Here is a 16,540-nt window from a genome sequence, read left to right on the forward strand (position 1 = left end):
ATAGGAAGGGGTCGTCGCTCGTCGACGGTGCGCCGGACGGCGCCTCGCTCACACCGGCTTACGACTGCAGAAGATCGCAGTACCCGGGAAGATCTCCCCGCGCAGCGGGCTCCACTGGCCCCACTCGCGATCCAGATGCTCGGGCCACTCCGGTTCGACGATGTCGTACACCTCGAAACCCGCCGCCACGAGCTCCCGGAGCCGATCCCCGACGGTCCGGTGATGTTCGACGTAGGTTGGCACCCCGTCGTCGTCGACCTCCACGTACGGCGTGCGGTCGAAGTACGGGAACATCGCCACCAGTCCGCGCTCGCCCGGATCGTCCGGGAAGATCCACCGCATCGGATGATTCACCGCGAACACCCACCGTCCGCCGGGCCGCAGCACCCGCGCGACCTCGCGCATCACCCGCGCCGAATCCGCCACGAACGGCACCGCGCCGAACGCCGAGCACACGACGTCGAAACTCCCGTCCGCGAAGGGCAGCTCCTCGGCGCCGGCCTGCACGAGCGGCACCCGCGGCCCGCCGCGTTCCATCGCCGTCACGCCACGCGCCAGCATCCCGATCGAGATGTCCAGGCCGACCGCCCGGGCGCCCTGCCCGGCCAGCCACCGCGCACACGGCGCCGAACCGCATCCGACCTCGAGGACGTCCTTGCCGGCGACCTCCCCGAGCAGGTGCACATCACCCTCGTGCAGCCCCTCCGGGCACCACACGAACTCGCCCTCGCTGGAGTCCACGCCGAGGAACTCGCCGTGGGTGCGGTGATAGTCCTCGGCGTCGGCGTCCCACCACATCCGGCTCGCGCGTTCGCTGTCGCGCGATCCCACCCGCGCGCGGCCCGCCTTCGACGTGCCGAGGAGGGCATTCGCGGTCGCGTGGCGGTCGTCGGACGGGGAAACAGCGTCGGGCATGACCACAAGGGTAGGGGTGCGGGGATGCGCGCCCGACTCCAGCGCCGCGCCGACCGCGATGCCGGTGTGACGGGAGGGACGATTGACACCTCAATGTGACAGAGAGCACACTCGTGTCTCGATCCGGTACCCGATCCCGGATGGGGGGATTCGATCGTGGCTCGAGGAAGTACCGTCCGTCGCCGTCTGTTCTGCGCGCTGGTGCTGGCATTCGCACTGCCGGCCGGAGTCGCCGCCGCCGGCCCGCCCGCGCCGGACACCTCCGGAATCGTCCAGCAGGTCGGCGCGGTGGGGGCGACCGCGGCCACCCGCGCCGACTGCGGTCCGGACTCCCGGCCGGAAACCGGCCTCCAAGGCGACGTGCCCGCCGCCGACCGCGACAACGGACGCAGCACGCAGGGCTATACCTGCAACATCACCCGGATCGGCGCCTTCCCCGGCGCGGGCGCCGGCATCGTGTCCGCGAGCTATGACCACTGCGCCTACCTGGGCAGCATCTTTCCCACCAGCCTCGCCGGTCCGGCGACCGGTGTGCAGGTTCTCGACGTGTCGGACCCGGCGAACCCGGTGCCCACCACCACCCTCACCGAACCGGCGATGCTCGCCGGAACCTGGGAGAGCCTCAAAGTCCATCCCGGCCGGAAGCTGCTGGTGGGCACCGGTGTTCCGCTGAACTTCGGGGGCGGGCTGATGTCGGTGTACGACATCTCCGACTGCGCGCATCCACGTTTGCTCAATCCGGGACCGGGCACCGACCTGCAGATGCCGCTGCCGATCACCGCGCACGAGGGCGGCTTCTCACCGGACGGACGGACCTACTGGTCCTCCGGCACCGAGGGGGTGCTCAGCGCCGTGAATCTGACCGACCCGACGACCCCGCGGGTGATCTGGCAGGGCTGGATCGGGCTGTCCGGCCACGGATTCGGCATCAGCCCCGACGGCAACCGCCTGTACCTGTCGAACAACTTCGGTGGCCTCACCGTCCTCGACACCGCCGCCGTGCAGCGCCGGGACCCGAATCCGCAGGTGGTTCAGCTGGCCAAGATGGCGTGGACGGACGGCTGGGCCACCCAGCACAGCATCCCGGTCACCTACGACGGCCACCCCTACCTGTTCACCGTCGACGAGGCCGGATCCGGCGGGGTCAAGCTCATCGACGTCGCCGACGACGCGAACCCGCGGATCGTGCACTCGATCAAGCTCGAGATCAACCTGCCGGAGCACATCGACAGCCAGGTCGCCTCCGGGATGGGCGGCTCGGCGTTCGCGTACGAATCGCACTACTGCGCGGCCGACCGTCCCGCGAACCCGACCGCGCTGGCGTGCGGCTGGATCTCGTCGGGCATCCGCGTGTTCGACGTCCGCGACCCGTTCGACGTGCACGAGATCGCGTACTACAACCCGCCGGCGATGACCGGCCGCAACCTCGACCGCCCGAACTCGTCGCACGCGTGGGCGTCGCTGATCGGAGTCCCGGTGCTCAGCGCCCCCGCGGTGCTGCAGGCCGTGATCGGCGGGCAGTTCGACCTTTCCCAGGCGCAGTCGAGCCGCAGCGGCATGGTCGTCGGCGGCGACCTGTCCGCCGACTGGTGCCTGTCGCCACCGGAATGGCGCGGCAACGACCTGTGGGTCGGCTGCTCGGACAACGGGTTCCTGACACTGCGTCTGAGCGAGGACGTCTACACCCCGCCCGCGAACCAGCAGTCCACGATCGGGTCGTGAACGCAGCAACCGCGCTGCGCGGACTCGCGGCGGTGTCGATGGCGGTGTTCCTGCTGGTGATCGGGGCGGCGCTGCGGCCGCTGGTGATCCCCGAAGCGCCCGCGCCGGCGGCCCCGGTGCTCGGACCCGTCGAGATCGGCTTCGTCCAGGACATGGCCGCCCACCACCAGCAGGGGCTGCAGATGACCGCGCGGCTGTCCCCGGACGTCGACCCGGCGGTGGCGACGCTGGCACGCAGGATCGAGCTGACCCAGCGCTACGAGCTCGGCATGCTGCTCGGCTGGCTGGAACTCGCCCAGGCCCCGCCCACCAACCCGCATCCGATGCAGTGGCACGACGGCGACCACGCCCACGCAACCGCGGCCGGGCCGGCCGAGAGACCGATGCCGGGGATGGCGACGCTCGACGAACTCGACGCCCTGTCCGCGGCGCGCGGCCGGGACGCCGAGGTGCTGTTCCTGCAGTTGATGCAGCGTCACCACGCCGGGGCCGTGGCCATGGCCCGGGCCGCCGACGGCCGGCTCACCGGCGGCGCGGTCGCGCTGTTCGCGCGCGGCGCGATGCAGGAACAGAGCAAGGAGGCGGGGTTGATGACGCTCATGCTCGAGCAGCGGGCGGCCGCCCCACTGGGCTGACCGCAGCTGGAAAGCGACTCCCGGCGCGGCGGCACGCGGTGCCGCGGCCCGATCCTGACCACGTTACCGGCGGCCGGGTTTGCCGGTGTAGCGCCCGTGCGCGTAGCCTTGACCACGCGAGTGTCCGCTGTTCGATCTTCACGGCTCGATCGGCGGGTATTCGTGGCGGAATCTCGTGTCGTTCACCACGGTGTGCGATCCGTCTGTCCGACCGAACATTGACCAACCGACTATCAACCCGTCCGGAGCAACTCAACACATGGCCTCCACCACCGTCACCTCGCCGCAGGTAGCCGTCAACGACATCGGCTCTGCCGAGGATTTCCTCGCCGCCATCGACGCCACGATCAAGTACTTCAACGATGGCGACATCGTCGAAGGCACCATCGTCAAGGTCGACCGCGACGAGGTGCTGCTCGACATCGGCTACAAGACCGAAGGCGTTATCCCGTCCCGCGAGCTCTCCATCAAGCACGATGTCGACCCCAACGAGGTCGTTTCGGTGGGCGATGAGGTCGAGGCCCTGGTCCTCACCAAGGAGGACAAGGAAGGCCGCCTGATCCTGTCCAAGAAGCGTGCGCAGTACGAGCGCGCCTGGGGCACGATCGAGGAGCTCAAGGAGAAGGACGAGGCCGTCAAGGGCACCGTCATCGAGGTCGTCAAGGGCGGCCTGATCCTCGACATCGGCCTGCGCGGCTTCCTGCCCGCCTCGCTCGTCGAGATGCGTCGCGTCCGCGACCTCCAGCCGTACGTCGGCAAGGAGATCGAGGCCAAGATCATCGAGCTCGACAAGAACCGCAACAACGTCGTTCTGTCGCGCCGCGCATGGCTCGAGCAGACCCAGTCCGAGGTCCGCAGCGAGTTCCTGCACCAGCTCCAGAAGGGCCAGGTCCGCAAGGGCTTCGTGTCCTCCATCGTCAACTTCGGCGCGTTCGTCGATCTCGGCGGTGTCGACGGCCTCGTGCACGTCTCCGAGCTGTCCTGGAAGCACATCGACCACCCGTCCGAGGTCGTCGAGGTCGGCAACGAGGTCACCGTCGAGGTTCTCGACGTCGACCTGGACCGCGAGCGCGTCTCCCTGTCGCTCAAGGCCACCCAGGAAGACCCGTGGCGTCAGTTCGCCCGCACCCACGCGATCGGCCAGATCGTTCCGGGCAAGGTCACCAAGCTCGTTCCGTTCGGCGCGTTCGTCCGCGTCGAGGAGGGCATCGAGGGTCTGGTCCACATCTCCGAGCTGGCCGAGCGCCACGTGGAGGTCCCGGACCAGGTCGTGTCCGTCGGCGACGACGCGATGGTCAAGGTCATCGACATCGACCTGGAGCGTCGCCGCATCTCGCTGTCGCTGAAGCAGGCCAACGAGGACTACACCGCCGAGTTCGATCCGTCGAAGTACGGCATGGCCGACAGCTACGACGAGCAGGGCAACTACATCTTCCCCGAGGGCTTCGATCCCGAGACCAACGAATGGCTCGAGGGCTTCGAGAAGCAGCGTGAGGAGTGGGAGTCCCGCTACGCGGAGGCCGAGCGTCGTCACAAGATGCACACCGCGCAGATCGAGAAGATGGCTGCCGACGAGGCCGCCGAGGCCGAGGCCGGCGTCTCCGGCACCAACTACTCGTCCGAGTCCGGCGCCGAGAGCGCGTCGGAGCCGGCCGGTGGTTCGCTGGCGAGCGACGCGCAGCTCGCTGCGCTTCGCGAGAAGCTGTCGGGCAACGCCTGACATCCGGTTCGTCGAACGGCCCCGCACCGATTTCGGTGCGGGGCCGTCCGCGTTCCCGGGGTGTGTGTTCCGGCGATTGCCCGGGCGCAGCCGGAAAACGCCGCGGCCCGCAGCTTCTCGTACGAGGGCTGCGGGCCGCGGCGTCGTGTGTGCGGAGGCCGACTTCAGTTGACGGCGGGGGTGGCCCACTGGGTGGGCAGCGCCGCGGCGCGTTTGCGCATCGCGGCCTGACTGTGCCGGGCGTTCGTCAGCAGCATGGTGAACCAGTTGCGACGGTGCGCGGCGAGAGCAGCGGCCACCTCGGGGATGAGGATGCAGTGCACGCCGTTCTCCATGCCGAGGCGATGCCGACCGGGCAGCGGTTGAGACGATTGCATAGCCTGCCTTCTCGGGGGTCGGGGATCCGTGGTCGGACGGTTCGCAACGACGATAACCGACGCATCGACCGGAGCCCGGCATTCCGCCGCAGGTCGGAGGGCGTGTTTCGCTCAGGCACCGAGTTGCGACCTCGCTGTGATCGCGTTGTGATCGCAGTGTGATTCGCCGGTAGGGCGACCCGGGGACGGCGTGCTCGGCCGCGCCGGGGAATACCTGCGAGGCGCCACCCCGTTCAAGTAGTTGACTGTTCAAATACATGACGGAGGTACGGCAGTGCAGTTCGGCATCTTCACCATCGGCGACGTGACCCGCGATCCCATCACGGGCCGCACGCCGACCGCACACGAACGCATCACCGCGATGACGAAGATCGCCCTCGCTGCCGAGGAGGTCGGACTCGACGTCTTCGCGACCGGCGAGCACCACAACCCGCCGTTCGTGCCGTCCTCACCGACCACGATGCTCGGCTGGATCGCCGCGAACACCACGAGGCTGAAACTGTCCACCGCGACGACCCTCATCACCACGAACGACCCGGTCAAGATCGCCGAGGACTTCGCGATGCTGCAGCACCTGGCCGACGGCCGCGTCGACCTGATGCTGGGCCGCGGCAACACCGGCCCGGTCTATCCCTGGTTCGGCAAGGACATCCGGCAGGGCATTCCGCTCGCGATCGAGAACTACCATCTGCTGCGCCGGCTCTGGCGCGAACGCATCGTCGACTGGGAAGGACAGTTCCGCACCCCGCTGCGCGGGTACACCTCCACCCCGGCCCCGCTCGACGACACCCCGCCGTTCGTGTGGCACGGCTCGATCCGCTCCCCGGAAATCGCCGAGCAGGCCGCGTTCTACGGCGACGGCTTCTTCCACAACAACATCTTCTGGAACCGGGAACACATCCAGCAGATGATCACCCTGTACCGCACCCGATTCGAGCAGTACGGCCACGGCGCGTCCGATCAGGCCATCGTCGGCCTCGGCGGCCAGGTGTTCATGGACACCACCGAGAAGGAGGCCGTCCGCCGATTCCGGCCGTACTTCGACAACGCGCCCGTCTACGGGCACGGACCGTCGCTCGAGGACTTCTCCGCGACGACCCCGCTGACCGTCGGCACCCCGGAACAGGTCATCGAACGCACCCTCGGTTTCGCCGACTACGCGGGCGACTACCAGCGCCAGTTGTTCCTGATGGACCACGCGGGCCTGCCGCTCGACGTCGTCCTCGAACAGATCGAGATCCTCGGCCGGGAGGTCGTGCCGGTGCTACGCACCGAATTCGAGCGCCGACGGCCCGCGCACGTGCCCTCCGATCCGCCCACGCACCGCTCGCTGGTGGCGCAGGGCCCGGACTCGCCGCATCGCAGCGTGGCCCCGGCCCGGCTCGACCCGACGGTCTCCGGCGAGGCGGGTGGCCGATGAACCGGGACCCAGCGTCTCGGCGGTGACGCCGTAACTTTCGCCCGGTCGAATTTCCGGGACCACCACGATGATGCGAGACTGTCGGCGTGCTGAGATTGGGCTTGACCGGTGGAATCGGTGCCGGCAAATCGACCGTGTCGAAGGAACTCGTCGCGCTGGGGGCGGTGCTCGTCGACGCCGACGCCATCGCCCGGGAGATCGTCGCACCCGGAACCGACGGGCTCGCCGAACTCGTCGACGCCTTCGGTGACGACATCCTCCTGCCCGACGGATCGCTCGACCGTCCGGCCCTGGCGGCCAAGGCCTTCGCCAGCGACGAGGCGCGCGCGGTCCTCAACGCCATCACCCACCCGCGGGTGGGGCAGCGCACCGCCGAACTCGTCGCCGCGGCTCCCGCGGACGGAATTGTGGTGCAAGACATTCCGCTTCTGGTCGAGGGCGACATGGCGGCGATGTTCAACCTCGTCGTCATCGTGCACACCGACGAGGACGAGCGGATCCGCCGGCTCGTCGAGCTGCGCGGCATGCCGGAGGCGGACGCCCGGGCCCGCATCGCGGCGCAGGCCAGTGACGACGAGCGCCGTGCCGTTGCGGACGTGTGGCTCGACAACAACGGCGACCCGGCCACGCTGATCAAGGCCGTCCGGGCGCTGTGGACCGAACGGCTGGTCCCGTTCGAGCGGAATCTGCGCACCCGCACCCCGGTGCGGGTCGGCCCGGAGCTGACCGCGTCCCGCGAGGACTGGCCGCAGCAGGCCCAGCGCCTGATCGCGCGGTTGGCCCTCGTCGCCTCGGGTGCCGCCGTACGCATCGACCACATCGGTTCGACCGCGGTCCCCGGCCTCGACGCGGTCGACGTGCTCGACCTGCAGATCACCGTGCCCGATCTCGCCGCCGCGGACCGCCTGGCCGAACCGCTCGCCGCGGCCGGGTTCCCGCGCATCGCCCAGGTCGAACAGGAAGACCCGAAGCCGGCCTACGGTGCCGGCGGCGAGACCGATCCTGGGGTGTGGGCGATGCGCCTGCACGGCGGCGCCGACCCCGGCCGGCCCGTGCACGTCCACGTGCGGGTCGACGGGTGGCCCGGCCAGCAGTTCGCGCTGCTCCTGCGGGACTGGCTGCGCGCCGATCCGGAGGTCGCCGCCGAGTATGCGGACGTCAAGCGTGCCGCCGCGCAGGCCGCTGCCGGGCAGTCCGATCCGGTCGCGGCGGAAGCGGCGTACGACGAGGCGAAGGCACCCTGGTTCGATCGCGCCTACCACCGGGCGTGGGAGTGGGCCGAGGCCACCGGCTGGACCGCGTAGGACCCGGGGCGGCAGTCGGGGTCACCGCCAGGTGAGCGGCATCCCGCGCGAGGCGAGCCAGGCGTCGAGGTCGTAGCCGTGCGCGGCGATGCCGTCCACCGCGGCGAGCGCGATGTGCACGGCGCGCTCGGCGTCCTCGGGCTCGAGCAGGCCCGCCGCGACCCCGGCGAACAACTCGTCGACGTCCTCGACGGTGGTGCCCCGGCCCGTCCGCACCACCAGGTCCAGATAGTGATCGCGGGAATGCCACACCGATCCCTCGGCCCAGAAATCGCCCACGTCGATGTACCGGTCCTGGTCGCGTTCGGACCCGGGGCGGAAGTGGAAGATCGACACGCGCAGCCCCGGCTCGGGCAGCAGCCACGATTCGAGATAGCCGAACTCCGGATGATCCGCCGGCCGTGCCATGTACAGGCCCCACGGTTCGACCCGATACTCGTCGACCGGACGCACGAAACCCTTCGGGTCGGTGTTGGTGCGGGCGTCGACATCGAACGTCTCGGTCTTCACGTGGTGCAGCTTCGCGGCGGACATGGGGAGAACGCTACCGCCCGTGCTCCGGATGTCCGGGTATCGAAACCCGACGGTGTCGGTGGCACCGCCTACCCTGGTCTGCATGGCGTTCGCAAGTGAGCATCCGGTCGTCGCGCACTCCGAGTTCCGGCCCGTCGGCGAGATCGAACGGACCGCGGCCCGGTTCGAGGTGGTCAGCGACCACCAGCCGGCAGGCGACCAGCCGGCCGCCATCGACGAACTCGAGCGGCGGCTGAAGGCGGGGGAGAAGGACGTGGTCCTGCTCGGCGCCACCGGCACCGGCAAGTCGGCGACCACCGCGTGGCTGATCGAACGGGTCCAGCGGCCCACCCTGGTGATGGCGCCGAACAAGACCCTCGCCGCGCAGCTCGCCAACGAACTGCGGGAAATGTTGCCGCACAACGCCGTCGAGTACTTCGTGTCGTACTACGACTACTACCAGCCCGAGGCGTACATCGCGCAGACCGACACCTACATCGAGAAGGACTCGTCGATCAACGACGACGTGGAACGACTGCGGCACTCCGCGACCTCGGCGCTGCTGTCCCGCCGGGACGTCGTGGTGGTCGCGTCGGTGTCCTGCATCTACGGCCTCGGTACCCCGCAGTCCTATCTGGACCGCTCGATCCAGCTCGAGGTCGGGGTCGAGGTGCCGCGCGACGCGCTCCTGCGACTGCTCGTCGACGTGCAGTACGACCGCAACGACCTCGCCTTCACCCGCGGCTCGTTCCGGGTCAAGGGCGACACCGTCGACATCATCCCCGCCTACGAGGAACTCGCCGTGCGCATCGAGTTCTTCGGCGACGAGATCGACGCGCTCTACTACCTGCACCCGCTCACCGGGGACGTCATCCGCAAGGTCGACTCCCTGCGGATCTTCCCGGCCACCCACTACGTGGCCGGTCCCGAACGGATGGAACGCGCGGTCCGCGACATCGAAGCCGAACTCGAGGGGCGCCTCGCCGATCTCGAGAACCGCGGCAAACTGCTCGAGGCGCAGCGGCTGCGGATGCGCACCCAGTACGACATCGAGATGATCCGGCAGGTCGGCTTCTGCTCGGGCATCGAGAACTACTCGCGGCACATCGACGGCCGCGCCGCCGGTTCCGCGCCCGCGACCCTCCTCGACTACTTCCCCGAGGACTTCCTGCTCGTCATCGACGAATCGCACGTCACCGTGCCGCAGATCGGGGCGATGTACGAGGGCGACATGTCGCGCAAACGCAACCTCGTCGAATTCGGGTTCCGGTTGCCGTCCGCCGTCGACAACCGGCCCCTGACCTGGGAAGAGTTCACCCAGCGCGTCGGCCAGACCGTCTATCTGTCCGCGACCCCGGGACCCTACGAGCTGGGGCAGGCCGGCGGCGAGTTCGTCGAGCAGGTCATCCGGCCCACGGGTCTGGTCGACCCGAAGGTGGTCGTCAAACCGACCAAGGGGCAGATCGACGACCTGGTCCACGAGATCCGGGAACGCGCCGACCGCGACGAACGTGTCCTCGTCACCACGCTGACGAAGAAGATGGCCGAGGACCTCACCGACTACCTGCTCGAGCTCGGCATCCGGGTCCGGTACCTGCACTCGGACATCGACACCCTGCGCCGCGTCGAACTGCTGCGCCAGCTGCGCCTCGGCGAGTACGACGTGCTCATCGGCATCAACCTGCTGCGCGAGGGTCTCGACCTGCCCGAGGTGTCGCTGGTGGCGATCCTCGACGCCGACAAGGAAGGCTTCCTGCGCAGCACCACCAGCCTCATTCAGACGATCGGCCGTGCCGCCCGCAACGTCTCCGGCGAGGTTCACATGTACGCCGACAAGGTCACCGATTCGATGGCGCGGGCCATCGAGGAGACCGAACGGCGCCGCGAGAAGCAGATCGCCTACAACGCCGAACACGGCATCGATCCGCAGCCGCTGCGCAAGAAGATCGCCGACATCCTCGACCAGGTGTACGAGGAGGCCGACGACTCCGTCGAGGTCGCGGGATCCGGACGCAACGCCTCCCGGGGCCGGCGCGCCCAGGGCGAAGCCGGCCGCGCGGTCAGTTCCGGCGTGTACGAGGGCGAGAATGTGAAGGCCATGCCGCGCGCCGAACTCGCGGACCTGGTGCAGCAGCTCACCGACCAGATGATGCAGGCCGCCCGCGACCTGCAGTTCGAACTCGCCGCCCGGCTGCGCGACGAGATCGCGGATCTGAAGAAGGAACTCCGCGGGATGGACGCGGCCGGGCTCCAGTAGCGTTACCGCTCATGGATTCCCACGCCGCCGGCCGCGCCGCCCGCTCCCTCGAACTGCTGCACTCGTTCGTCTACTTCGCACCCGAGGTCGACGAGGCGCTCGGCGCCGTCGGACTCGCGTCCGGACGCGTCCGCTACTTCGCGTCCCGGTCCGCGGCGCTCGGCGCGGTCGGCGCCGGGGTCGTCACCGCCGTCTTCTACAACTTCAGTCCCCGGCTGGTGGCGTCCGTGATCCCGGCGGCCTGGCAGGACGCCGCCCCTCGGGACGTCGCGGCCGCCCGGGTCGCCGGTGTCGATGCCGCGCTGCGCCGACTGCTCGGCGCCGACGTGATCGCGTCGGCGGAGATGGCGGAGGCCGCGGAACTCGCCGCAACCGCGGCCCGGGCGATCCCCGGACCGGACGGTCGGCCGCTGTACGCCGCGCACGCGGACCTGCCGTGGCCCGACGCCCCGCACCTGGTGCTGTGGCACGCCCTCACCCTGCTGCGCGAGTACCGCGGCGACGGCCACGTGGCGGCCCTGCAGACCGCGGGGCTCAACGGCCTCGAGGCGCTGATCACCCACACCGCCAGCGGGATCGGGTTCAGTGAGGAGTACGCGCGTCGCCGCCGCGGCTGGACCGAGGACGAATGGGCGGGTACCGCATCCGAACTGCGCGCACGGGGACTTCTCGACCGGCGCGGTGAGCTGACCGGGGACGGCTTCGAGGTTCGCGAGCTCGTCGAAGACCTGACCGACGACCTCGCGGCGGCACCGTGGGCGGCGCTCGGCGAATCGGATGTCGAGCGGCTCCTCGACCTGGCGCTGCCGTGGCGCGACACGATCACCGACTCGGGGCTCTTCCCCGCCACGCTGTTCGGTCCACGTTACGGTGACGCGCGGTAACATCAACCGCTGTGAGTGGTTCCCGGCGCAGACCGCGGCAGGTGTGGCATCTGCCCCAAACACACCATCCGTACCGATCGGCCGGTTACTGTCGACGCAGTCGGGGGACTCTTATCAAGATCACCTCGACCGGAACCGATTACCCGTATCGATGGAGGATTGAATGAGCGCCTACCGGACCATTGTCGTCGGAACCGACGGATCCGAGTCGTCGTACCGGGCCGTGGAGAAGGCAGCCGCTCTCGCCGGGGACTCCGAAGCCCGCCTCGTCATCGCGTGCGCCTACTACCCGGCCGATCCCAAGGACACCGCCCACGCCGCCGACGTGCTCGGCGCCGACGCGTACCAGGTCACCGGATCCGCGCCGAGCAACGAGATCCTGCGCACCGCACGCGAGAAGGCCATCGTCGCCGGCGCCAAGAACGTCGTCGAACGCGCCGTCGTGGGAGCGCCCGTCGAGTCGCTGCTCGCCCTCGTCGAGGAACTCGAAGCCGACCTGATCGTCATCGGCAACCGCGGCCTGAACACCATCACCGGCCGTCTCCTCGGCTCGGTTCCCTCGGATGTCGCCCGCAAGTCGACTTCCGACGTCCTGATCGTCCACACCGTCCGCTGACCTGCGCTCCCGCCCGCTCCGGATCGTCCGGGGCGGGCGGTGGCACGCGTGCGGGTGGTCAGCAGTAGCTACCCACCGTGGTCTCCACGAACCGCCGTGCCGCGTCGTCGCCGGACAACGCCGTTCCGGACACCGAAGCCGCATACGTCGCGATCGGCCGGACCGTGTCGAGGATCCGCTCCTCGGGGAGACCCGCCGCCACCTGATCGCACAACCCCCGCGCGACCGCCAGCACCGTCCCGTCCGTGAGCCCGGACGCCAGACCCGCCTCGCCCAGCGCCTCCTTCAGGCGCTCACCCCGCTCGTCGAGCAACGGCGGTGCGGCCGTGACCGACACGGACGACGAGGCTGCCACCGGTATCGACGATTCCGCGGCGCTGTCCGACGCGGTCGCCGACGAACACGCCACCGCACTCGCGGAGGCGGCGGCCATCAGCAGCGTCGGGGTCAGCAGCAGCACCCGGACACGGCGGGACGCGCCGCGCCGCGGCCCGTACCACCTCGCGTTGCCAACCACCGCGCCTCCTTACGCATCCCCCGCCGGTCCGCTCGCAACCTACCGTGCCGGGGTCGCGAAATGATCTCGAAACCTCGGCGGCGGATCCTGCGCGGGCGCGGCTATCAGCATTCGGCAGGTTCGTGCAGTCCGTCCAGCACCTCCGGCAGCGCCGACGTGTGCAGCACGCCCAATCGCTGCGTCGCACGGGTCAGCGCGACGTAGAGGTCGTTGAGGCCGCGCGGCGACTCGTCGAGGATGTCGCCGGGTTCGACGAGTAGCACCTCGTCGAACTCGAGGCCCTTGACGTCCCGGACCGTCGCCACCCGGACCGACGGCCCCTCGAGATGCGCCCACTCGGTCGCCAGCCGATGCGGCACGATCACCGCGGTCAGGCCCGGGCCGTCCTGCGCGGCGAGCGTCTGCTGTACCGCCTCCGCGAGATCGTCGGCGTCGACGTGCCGTGCCCACGGCGCGAAACCCGACTCGCGCACCGACCGCGGGGGCACCTGCTCGGGGTCGATTGCAGCGAGAACCGAGTGCGCCACCTGCATGATCTCCGCCGGGGTGCGGTAGTTGACGGTCAGCTCCGCCTTCCGCCACCGGTTCGCCACATACGGTTCGAGGATCCGCTGCCACGACGAACTGCCCGCCGGATCGCCGGTCTGCGCGGTGTCGCCGACCACGGTCATCCACCGATTCGGGATGCGCCGCATCAACATTCGCCACGCCATCGCCGACAGTTCCTGCGCCTCGTCGACGATCACGTGACCGTAGGTCCAGGTGCGGTCCCCGGCGGCGCGCTCGGCGGTGGTCTCGTGCCGGCGCAGATCCTGCCGCTCGGCGAGCTGGGTGGCGTCGATCAGGTCGTAGGCCATCAGCAGCTCGGGGTCGAGGTCGTCCTCGAGATCCTGCGGTGCCGATCCGGTGAGAATGTCCAGCGCACCCTGGGCGTCGGCGATCTGCCGCCGCCACCGCCGCGCGGCCCGTTCCCGGTCCGCGGCATCGTCGACCCCTAGCAACTCGGCCAGTTCGTCGAGCAGGGGCGCGTCGGCGGCGCTGAACCGGCCACCCGACCGCGGCCGGTGCAGCAGCTCGATCTGCTCCTCGGTCAACGCCGGCGCCGCCGACGCGAGCCGCTCCCGGGACGCGAGCAGATCCGTGAGGACCTGCTGCGGGGTGAGCTGCGGCCACAGCGCGTCGATCGCCGCGAGGATGTCCGGATCGGCGCGCATCTCCGAGCGGATGTCGGCGATGTCGTCGCGGCTGAGCAGATTCCCACCGTCGACCAGATTCGTGCCGATCAGCTCCGCGAGCTGGTCGGCGAGCGCCTCGATCACCGCCGAGACGAAGATCGGACGGGCGAGGTTGTGCGGTCGCCGCGACGATCGGGCCCGGCCCCGCGCGCGGGTGACGGTCTTGCGGTCGAGCATGATGCGGTACGAGTCGAACATCAGCGGCACCGGTTTCGTCGGTACCTCCTGTCGGTCCCGCACCGCCTTCTTGAGCACGTCGACCATGTCGAGCGAACCCTTGATCTGCCCGGTGGCCAGGTCGTCCTCGAGCTCGGCACGAACACCCGGGTACAGGTCGCCGATCGTGGACAGCAGCACGCCGGTTTCGCCGAGCGACGGCAGCACCTGGCCGATGTAGTCGAGGAACGTCGAGTTCGGGCCGATGATGAGCACGCCCGCCTTCGCGAGCTGCTTGCGGTACGTGTACAGCAGGTAGGCCGCACGGTGCAGGGCGACCGCGGTCTTGCCGGTCCCGGGGCCGCCCTGCACGACGAGGACGCTCTTGTGTTCGGACCGGATGATGGCGTCCTGCTCGGACTGGATCGTGGCGACGATGTCGTGCATCTGACCGGTACGGGCCGCGTTCAACGCCGCGAGGAGCGCCGATTCGCCCGCGACACCGCCCGCCGGAGTCGTCGTGCCGTGCGCTTGCGCGACCTCGAGATCGAGGTACTCGTCGTTCAGCGCCGTCACGGAGCGCCCGCGGCTGCGGATGTGACGGCGGCGGATCACACCTTCCGGTGCCGCCGGGGTCGCGAGATAGAACGGCCGCGCCAGCGGTGCCCGCCAGTCCAGCAGCAGCGGCTCGAAGTCGTTGGCCTCGTCGAGGATTCCGAGACGGCCGATGTACCGGACCTCGGTGTGGTCGAGCCCGTCGGAGTTGCCCCCGTCGACGTCACCCGGATGGGACCCGTCGGTGCCGTTGCGCACGTCGATGCGGCCGAAGCACAACCCGTGCTCGGCGGCGTCGTACTTGGCGAGGTCCTCGGTGTACATCTGCGTGAACGACTCGCGCTCGCTGCGCGCCTGCGGCGTGCCGCCGGTCTCGAGCAGCACCCGACCGAGCCGGGTCTGTGCGTATTCGCGCAGCGAATCGAGATGCCCGTACAGCATCGACAGGTATGCCTGCTCACGCTCGTGATCAGGGTGCGACAGGCCGTCGGACGGCAAAGGTTCTCCTCGGGTCGTGATGCGTCGGCGCGTCGTGCGGGCGTCGACAGAATTGCCCGAGAAGTCTAGTGCCGTCCGCGGCGCTGTGCAGAATCAGCCGGGATCAGCCGGCCAGGTGGTGCCGTCGTTCGCGCGCCTCCTCGGCCAGCGCACGGGCTTCCCGGGCCCGGAGGAGCGCCTGCTCCTCGGCGATGTGCGCCCATTCCGTTCCGTGTTCGCGCGCCGTCTCCCACCACCGGAGGCCGCGGCCGCGCGCCGTCTCCGCAAGTTCGGGCCCGCGCTCGCGGGCGAGTTCGGCGAGTTCGGCGCTGCGCTCGCGGGCGAGTTCGGCGAGTTCGGCGCTGCGCTCGCGGGCGAGTTCGGCGAGTTCGGTGCCGCGTTCCCGGGCGACCTCGGCGAGTTCGGGCCCACGCTCGCGGGCGACCTCGAGCAGTTCCGCGCCGCGCTCCCGGGCGACCTCCGCGAGACCGGAACCGCGTTCCCGCGCGGATTCCGCGATGACGGGGGCGCGGTCCTTCGCGACTTCGAGGAGATGACTTCCCTGGTCACGGGCGGTTTCCGCGAGCTCGGCGGCATCGCCCGTCAACGCACGGACACGTTCGCCGACCGCGTGCAGACCGTCCCCGAGCGCGTCCTTGTTCTCGGCGTGGTGGCTCGGCAACACCGCGACGACCTTCTCTTGCGCGTGCCGGGCGGCTCGCCGGCCCCGCCATCCCAGCGACGGCTTGCCCTCGGTGTCGGCGGCGGCGATGAGCAGGCCACCGAGCAGGCTGACGTTCTTGATGAACTGCGTGCGTTGCATCGCTCGCTTGGCCGGATCCTCGACGTTCCAGAAGTCGTGTCCCGCGACCGTGGTGGGTACCAGCGTGCCGGCCAGAACCAGCGACGCGATCCGGGGCGCCTTACCGACGGCGAGCAGCGCGCCGGCCCCGACCTGCACGGCACCGTTGACTCGCACGAGCACTTCCGGATTGTCGGGAATGCGCTCGGTGACCGAGTTCGGCAGCATCGCCAGGGCCTGTTCGAGGCCGGGTTGTGCCGCGTCGGCCTTCCCCGACGGACTGCGGAGGGCGTCGACACCCCCGGCGATGAAGATCGATGCGAGCATCGGTCGGGCGATTCGGCGAAGGATCATGCTTCCTCCCGTGGTGGGTTGCCTTTCAATCCTGACGTGTACCCCGGGATCGTGGGGCGTATCCCTGGCTATTCGGTACCG

General features: G+C 69.8%; 15 protein-coding genes. 9 read left to right on the plus strand and 6 right to left on the minus strand.

The window, feature by feature from the left end; all coding sequences use genetic code 11:
* Positions 1 to 48 precede the first annotated feature (48 nt).
* Positions 49 to 915, minus strand: coding sequence for a class I SAM-dependent methyltransferase (locus ACWDTS_RS25310; RefSeq protein WP_450111129.1), 867 nt, complete (start codon positions 913 to 915; stop codon positions 49 to 51).
* Between the two features lie 156 nt (positions 916 to 1,071).
* Here ACWDTS_RS25310 and ACWDTS_RS25315 point away from each other — a divergent pair, with 156 nt between their 5' ends.
* The 3 genes from ACWDTS_RS25315 (at position 1,072) to rpsA (ending at position 4,992) form a co-directional block, all read left to right on the plus strand.
* Positions 1,072 to 2,637: an LVIVD repeat-containing protein gene (locus ACWDTS_RS25315; RefSeq protein ID WP_450111128.1), complete on the plus strand. Its 1,566-nt coding sequence runs from the start codon at positions 1,072 to 1,074 to the stop codon at positions 2,635 to 2,637.
* Complete coding sequence (locus ACWDTS_RS25320) at positions 2,634 to 3,272, plus strand: DUF305 domain-containing protein (RefSeq protein WP_248676008.1); 639 nt, start codon at positions 2,634 to 2,636, stop codon at positions 3,270 to 3,272. The genes ACWDTS_RS25315 and ACWDTS_RS25320 overlap by 4 nt, the downstream gene beginning before the upstream one ends.
* Positions 3,273 to 3,531: 259 nt before the next feature.
* The gene (rpsA, locus tag ACWDTS_RS25325) at positions 3,532 to 4,992 is read left to right on the plus strand and encodes a 30S ribosomal protein S1 (RefSeq protein WP_197253334.1); all 1,461 of its coding nucleotides are present in this window, start codon (positions 3,532 to 3,534) and stop codon (positions 4,990 to 4,992) included.
* A gap of 164 nt (positions 4,993 to 5,156) precedes the next feature.
* Here the strand turns inward: rpsA and ACWDTS_RS25330 are convergent, their stop codons facing one another.
* Positions 5,157 to 5,369 (minus strand): hypothetical protein, encoded by a 213-nt coding sequence (locus ACWDTS_RS25330; protein ID WP_197253336.1) that lies wholly within the window; start codon positions 5,367 to 5,369, stop codon positions 5,157 to 5,159.
* A gap of 274 nt (positions 5,370 to 5,643) precedes the next feature.
* Between ACWDTS_RS25330 and ACWDTS_RS25335 the strand changes: the two genes are divergently transcribed.
* A complete protein-coding gene (locus tag ACWDTS_RS25335) occupies positions 5,644 to 6,789 on the plus strand; it encodes an LLM class flavin-dependent oxidoreductase (RefSeq protein WP_450119244.1) in 1,146 nt (381 codons plus the stop codon).
* Positions 6,790 to 6,875: 86 nt separating this feature from the next.
* Entirely contained in the window at positions 6,876 to 8,093 is a 1,218-nt protein-coding gene (gene coaE, locus ACWDTS_RS25340) for a dephospho-CoA kinase (protein WP_450119245.1), read from the plus strand.
* Between the two features lie 21 nt (positions 8,094 to 8,114).
* On the opposite strand, the gene ACWDTS_RS25345 is transcribed toward coaE, so the two are convergent.
* Positions 8,115 to 8,627, minus strand: a complete 513-nt coding sequence (locus ACWDTS_RS25345; RefSeq protein ID WP_197255594.1) for a DUF402 domain-containing protein — start codon at positions 8,625 to 8,627, stop codon at positions 8,115 to 8,117.
* A gap of 82 nt (positions 8,628 to 8,709) precedes the next feature.
* Between ACWDTS_RS25345 and uvrB the strand changes: the two genes are divergently transcribed.
* The 3 genes from uvrB to ACWDTS_RS25360 all read left to right on the plus strand — a co-directional run bounded on the left by uvrB (position 8,710) and on the right by ACWDTS_RS25360 (position 12,363).
* A complete protein-coding gene (gene uvrB / locus ACWDTS_RS25350; protein ID WP_450119246.1) occupies positions 8,710 to 10,863 on the plus strand; it encodes an excinuclease ABC subunit UvrB in 2,154 nt (717 codons plus the stop codon).
* Positions 10,864 to 10,874: 11 nt separating this feature from the next.
* Positions 10,875 to 11,747: an SCO6745 family protein gene (locus ACWDTS_RS25355; protein WP_248676012.1), complete on the plus strand. Its 873-nt coding sequence runs from the start codon at positions 10,875 to 10,877 to the stop codon at positions 11,745 to 11,747.
* Between the two features lie 163 nt (positions 11,748 to 11,910).
* Complete coding sequence (locus tag ACWDTS_RS25360; RefSeq protein WP_197255598.1) at positions 11,911 to 12,363, plus strand: universal stress protein; 453 nt, start codon at positions 11,911 to 11,913, stop codon at positions 12,361 to 12,363.
* Positions 12,364 to 12,421: 58 nt separating this feature from the next.
* On the opposite strand, the gene ACWDTS_RS25365 is transcribed toward ACWDTS_RS25360, so the two are convergent.
* On the minus strand, positions 12,422 to 12,700 hold the full coding sequence (locus tag ACWDTS_RS25365) for a DUF732 domain-containing protein (RefSeq protein ID WP_450119247.1): 279 nt from the start codon (positions 12,698 to 12,700) through the stop codon (positions 12,422 to 12,424).
* Here ACWDTS_RS25365 and ACWDTS_RS25370 point away from each other — a divergent pair.
* A complete protein-coding gene (locus ACWDTS_RS25370; RefSeq protein WP_450119248.1) occupies positions 12,690 to 12,944 on the plus strand; it encodes a hypothetical protein in 255 nt (84 codons plus the stop codon). The two genes, ACWDTS_RS25365 and ACWDTS_RS25370, sit on opposite strands and share 11 nt — an antisense overlap.
* Before the next feature lie 40 nt (positions 12,945 to 12,984).
* On the opposite strand, the gene ACWDTS_RS25375 is transcribed toward ACWDTS_RS25370, so the two are convergent.
* Positions 12,985 to 15,324, minus strand: a complete 2,340-nt coding sequence (locus ACWDTS_RS25375) for a HelD family protein (RefSeq protein WP_450119249.1) — start codon at positions 15,322 to 15,324, stop codon at positions 12,985 to 12,987.
* Positions 15,325 to 15,427: 103 nt separating this feature from the next.
* A complete protein-coding gene (locus tag ACWDTS_RS25380; RefSeq protein WP_450119250.1) occupies positions 15,428 to 16,459 on the minus strand; it encodes a DoxX family membrane protein in 1,032 nt (343 codons plus the stop codon).
* Positions 16,460 to 16,540: the final 81 nt, after the last annotated feature.

It is taken from the genome of Rhodococcus sp. NPDC003383 (assembly GCF_053589115.1).

Coding starts and splice junctions, on each gene's coding strand:
- ACWDTS_RS25310 (WP_450111129.1), bottom strand. CDS start 915: ATGCCCGACGCTGTTTCCCCGTCCGACGACCGCCACGCGACCGCGAAT.
- rpsA (WP_197253334.1), top strand. CDS start 3,532: ATGGCCTCCACCACCGTCACCTCGCCGCAGGTAGCCGTCAACGACATC.
- ACWDTS_RS25330 (WP_197253336.1), bottom strand. CDS start 5,369: ATGCAATCGTCTCAACCGCTGCCCGGTCGGCATCGCCTCGGCATGGAG.
- ACWDTS_RS25345 (WP_197255594.1), bottom strand. CDS start 8,627: ATGTCCGCCGCGAAGCTGCACCACGTGAAGACCGAGACGTTCGATGTC.
- uvrB (WP_450119246.1), top strand. CDS start 8,710: ATGGCGTTCGCAAGTGAGCATCCGGTCGTCGCGCACTCCGAGTTCCGG.
- ACWDTS_RS25355 (WP_248676012.1), top strand. CDS start 10,875: ATGGATTCCCACGCCGCCGGCCGCGCCGCCCGCTCCCTCGAACTGCTG.
- ACWDTS_RS25360 (WP_197255598.1), top strand. CDS start 11,911: ATGAGCGCCTACCGGACCATTGTCGTCGGAACCGACGGATCCGAGTCG.
- ACWDTS_RS25380 (WP_450119250.1), bottom strand. CDS start 16,459: ATGATCCTTCGCCGAATCGCCCGACCGATGCTCGCATCGATCTTCATC.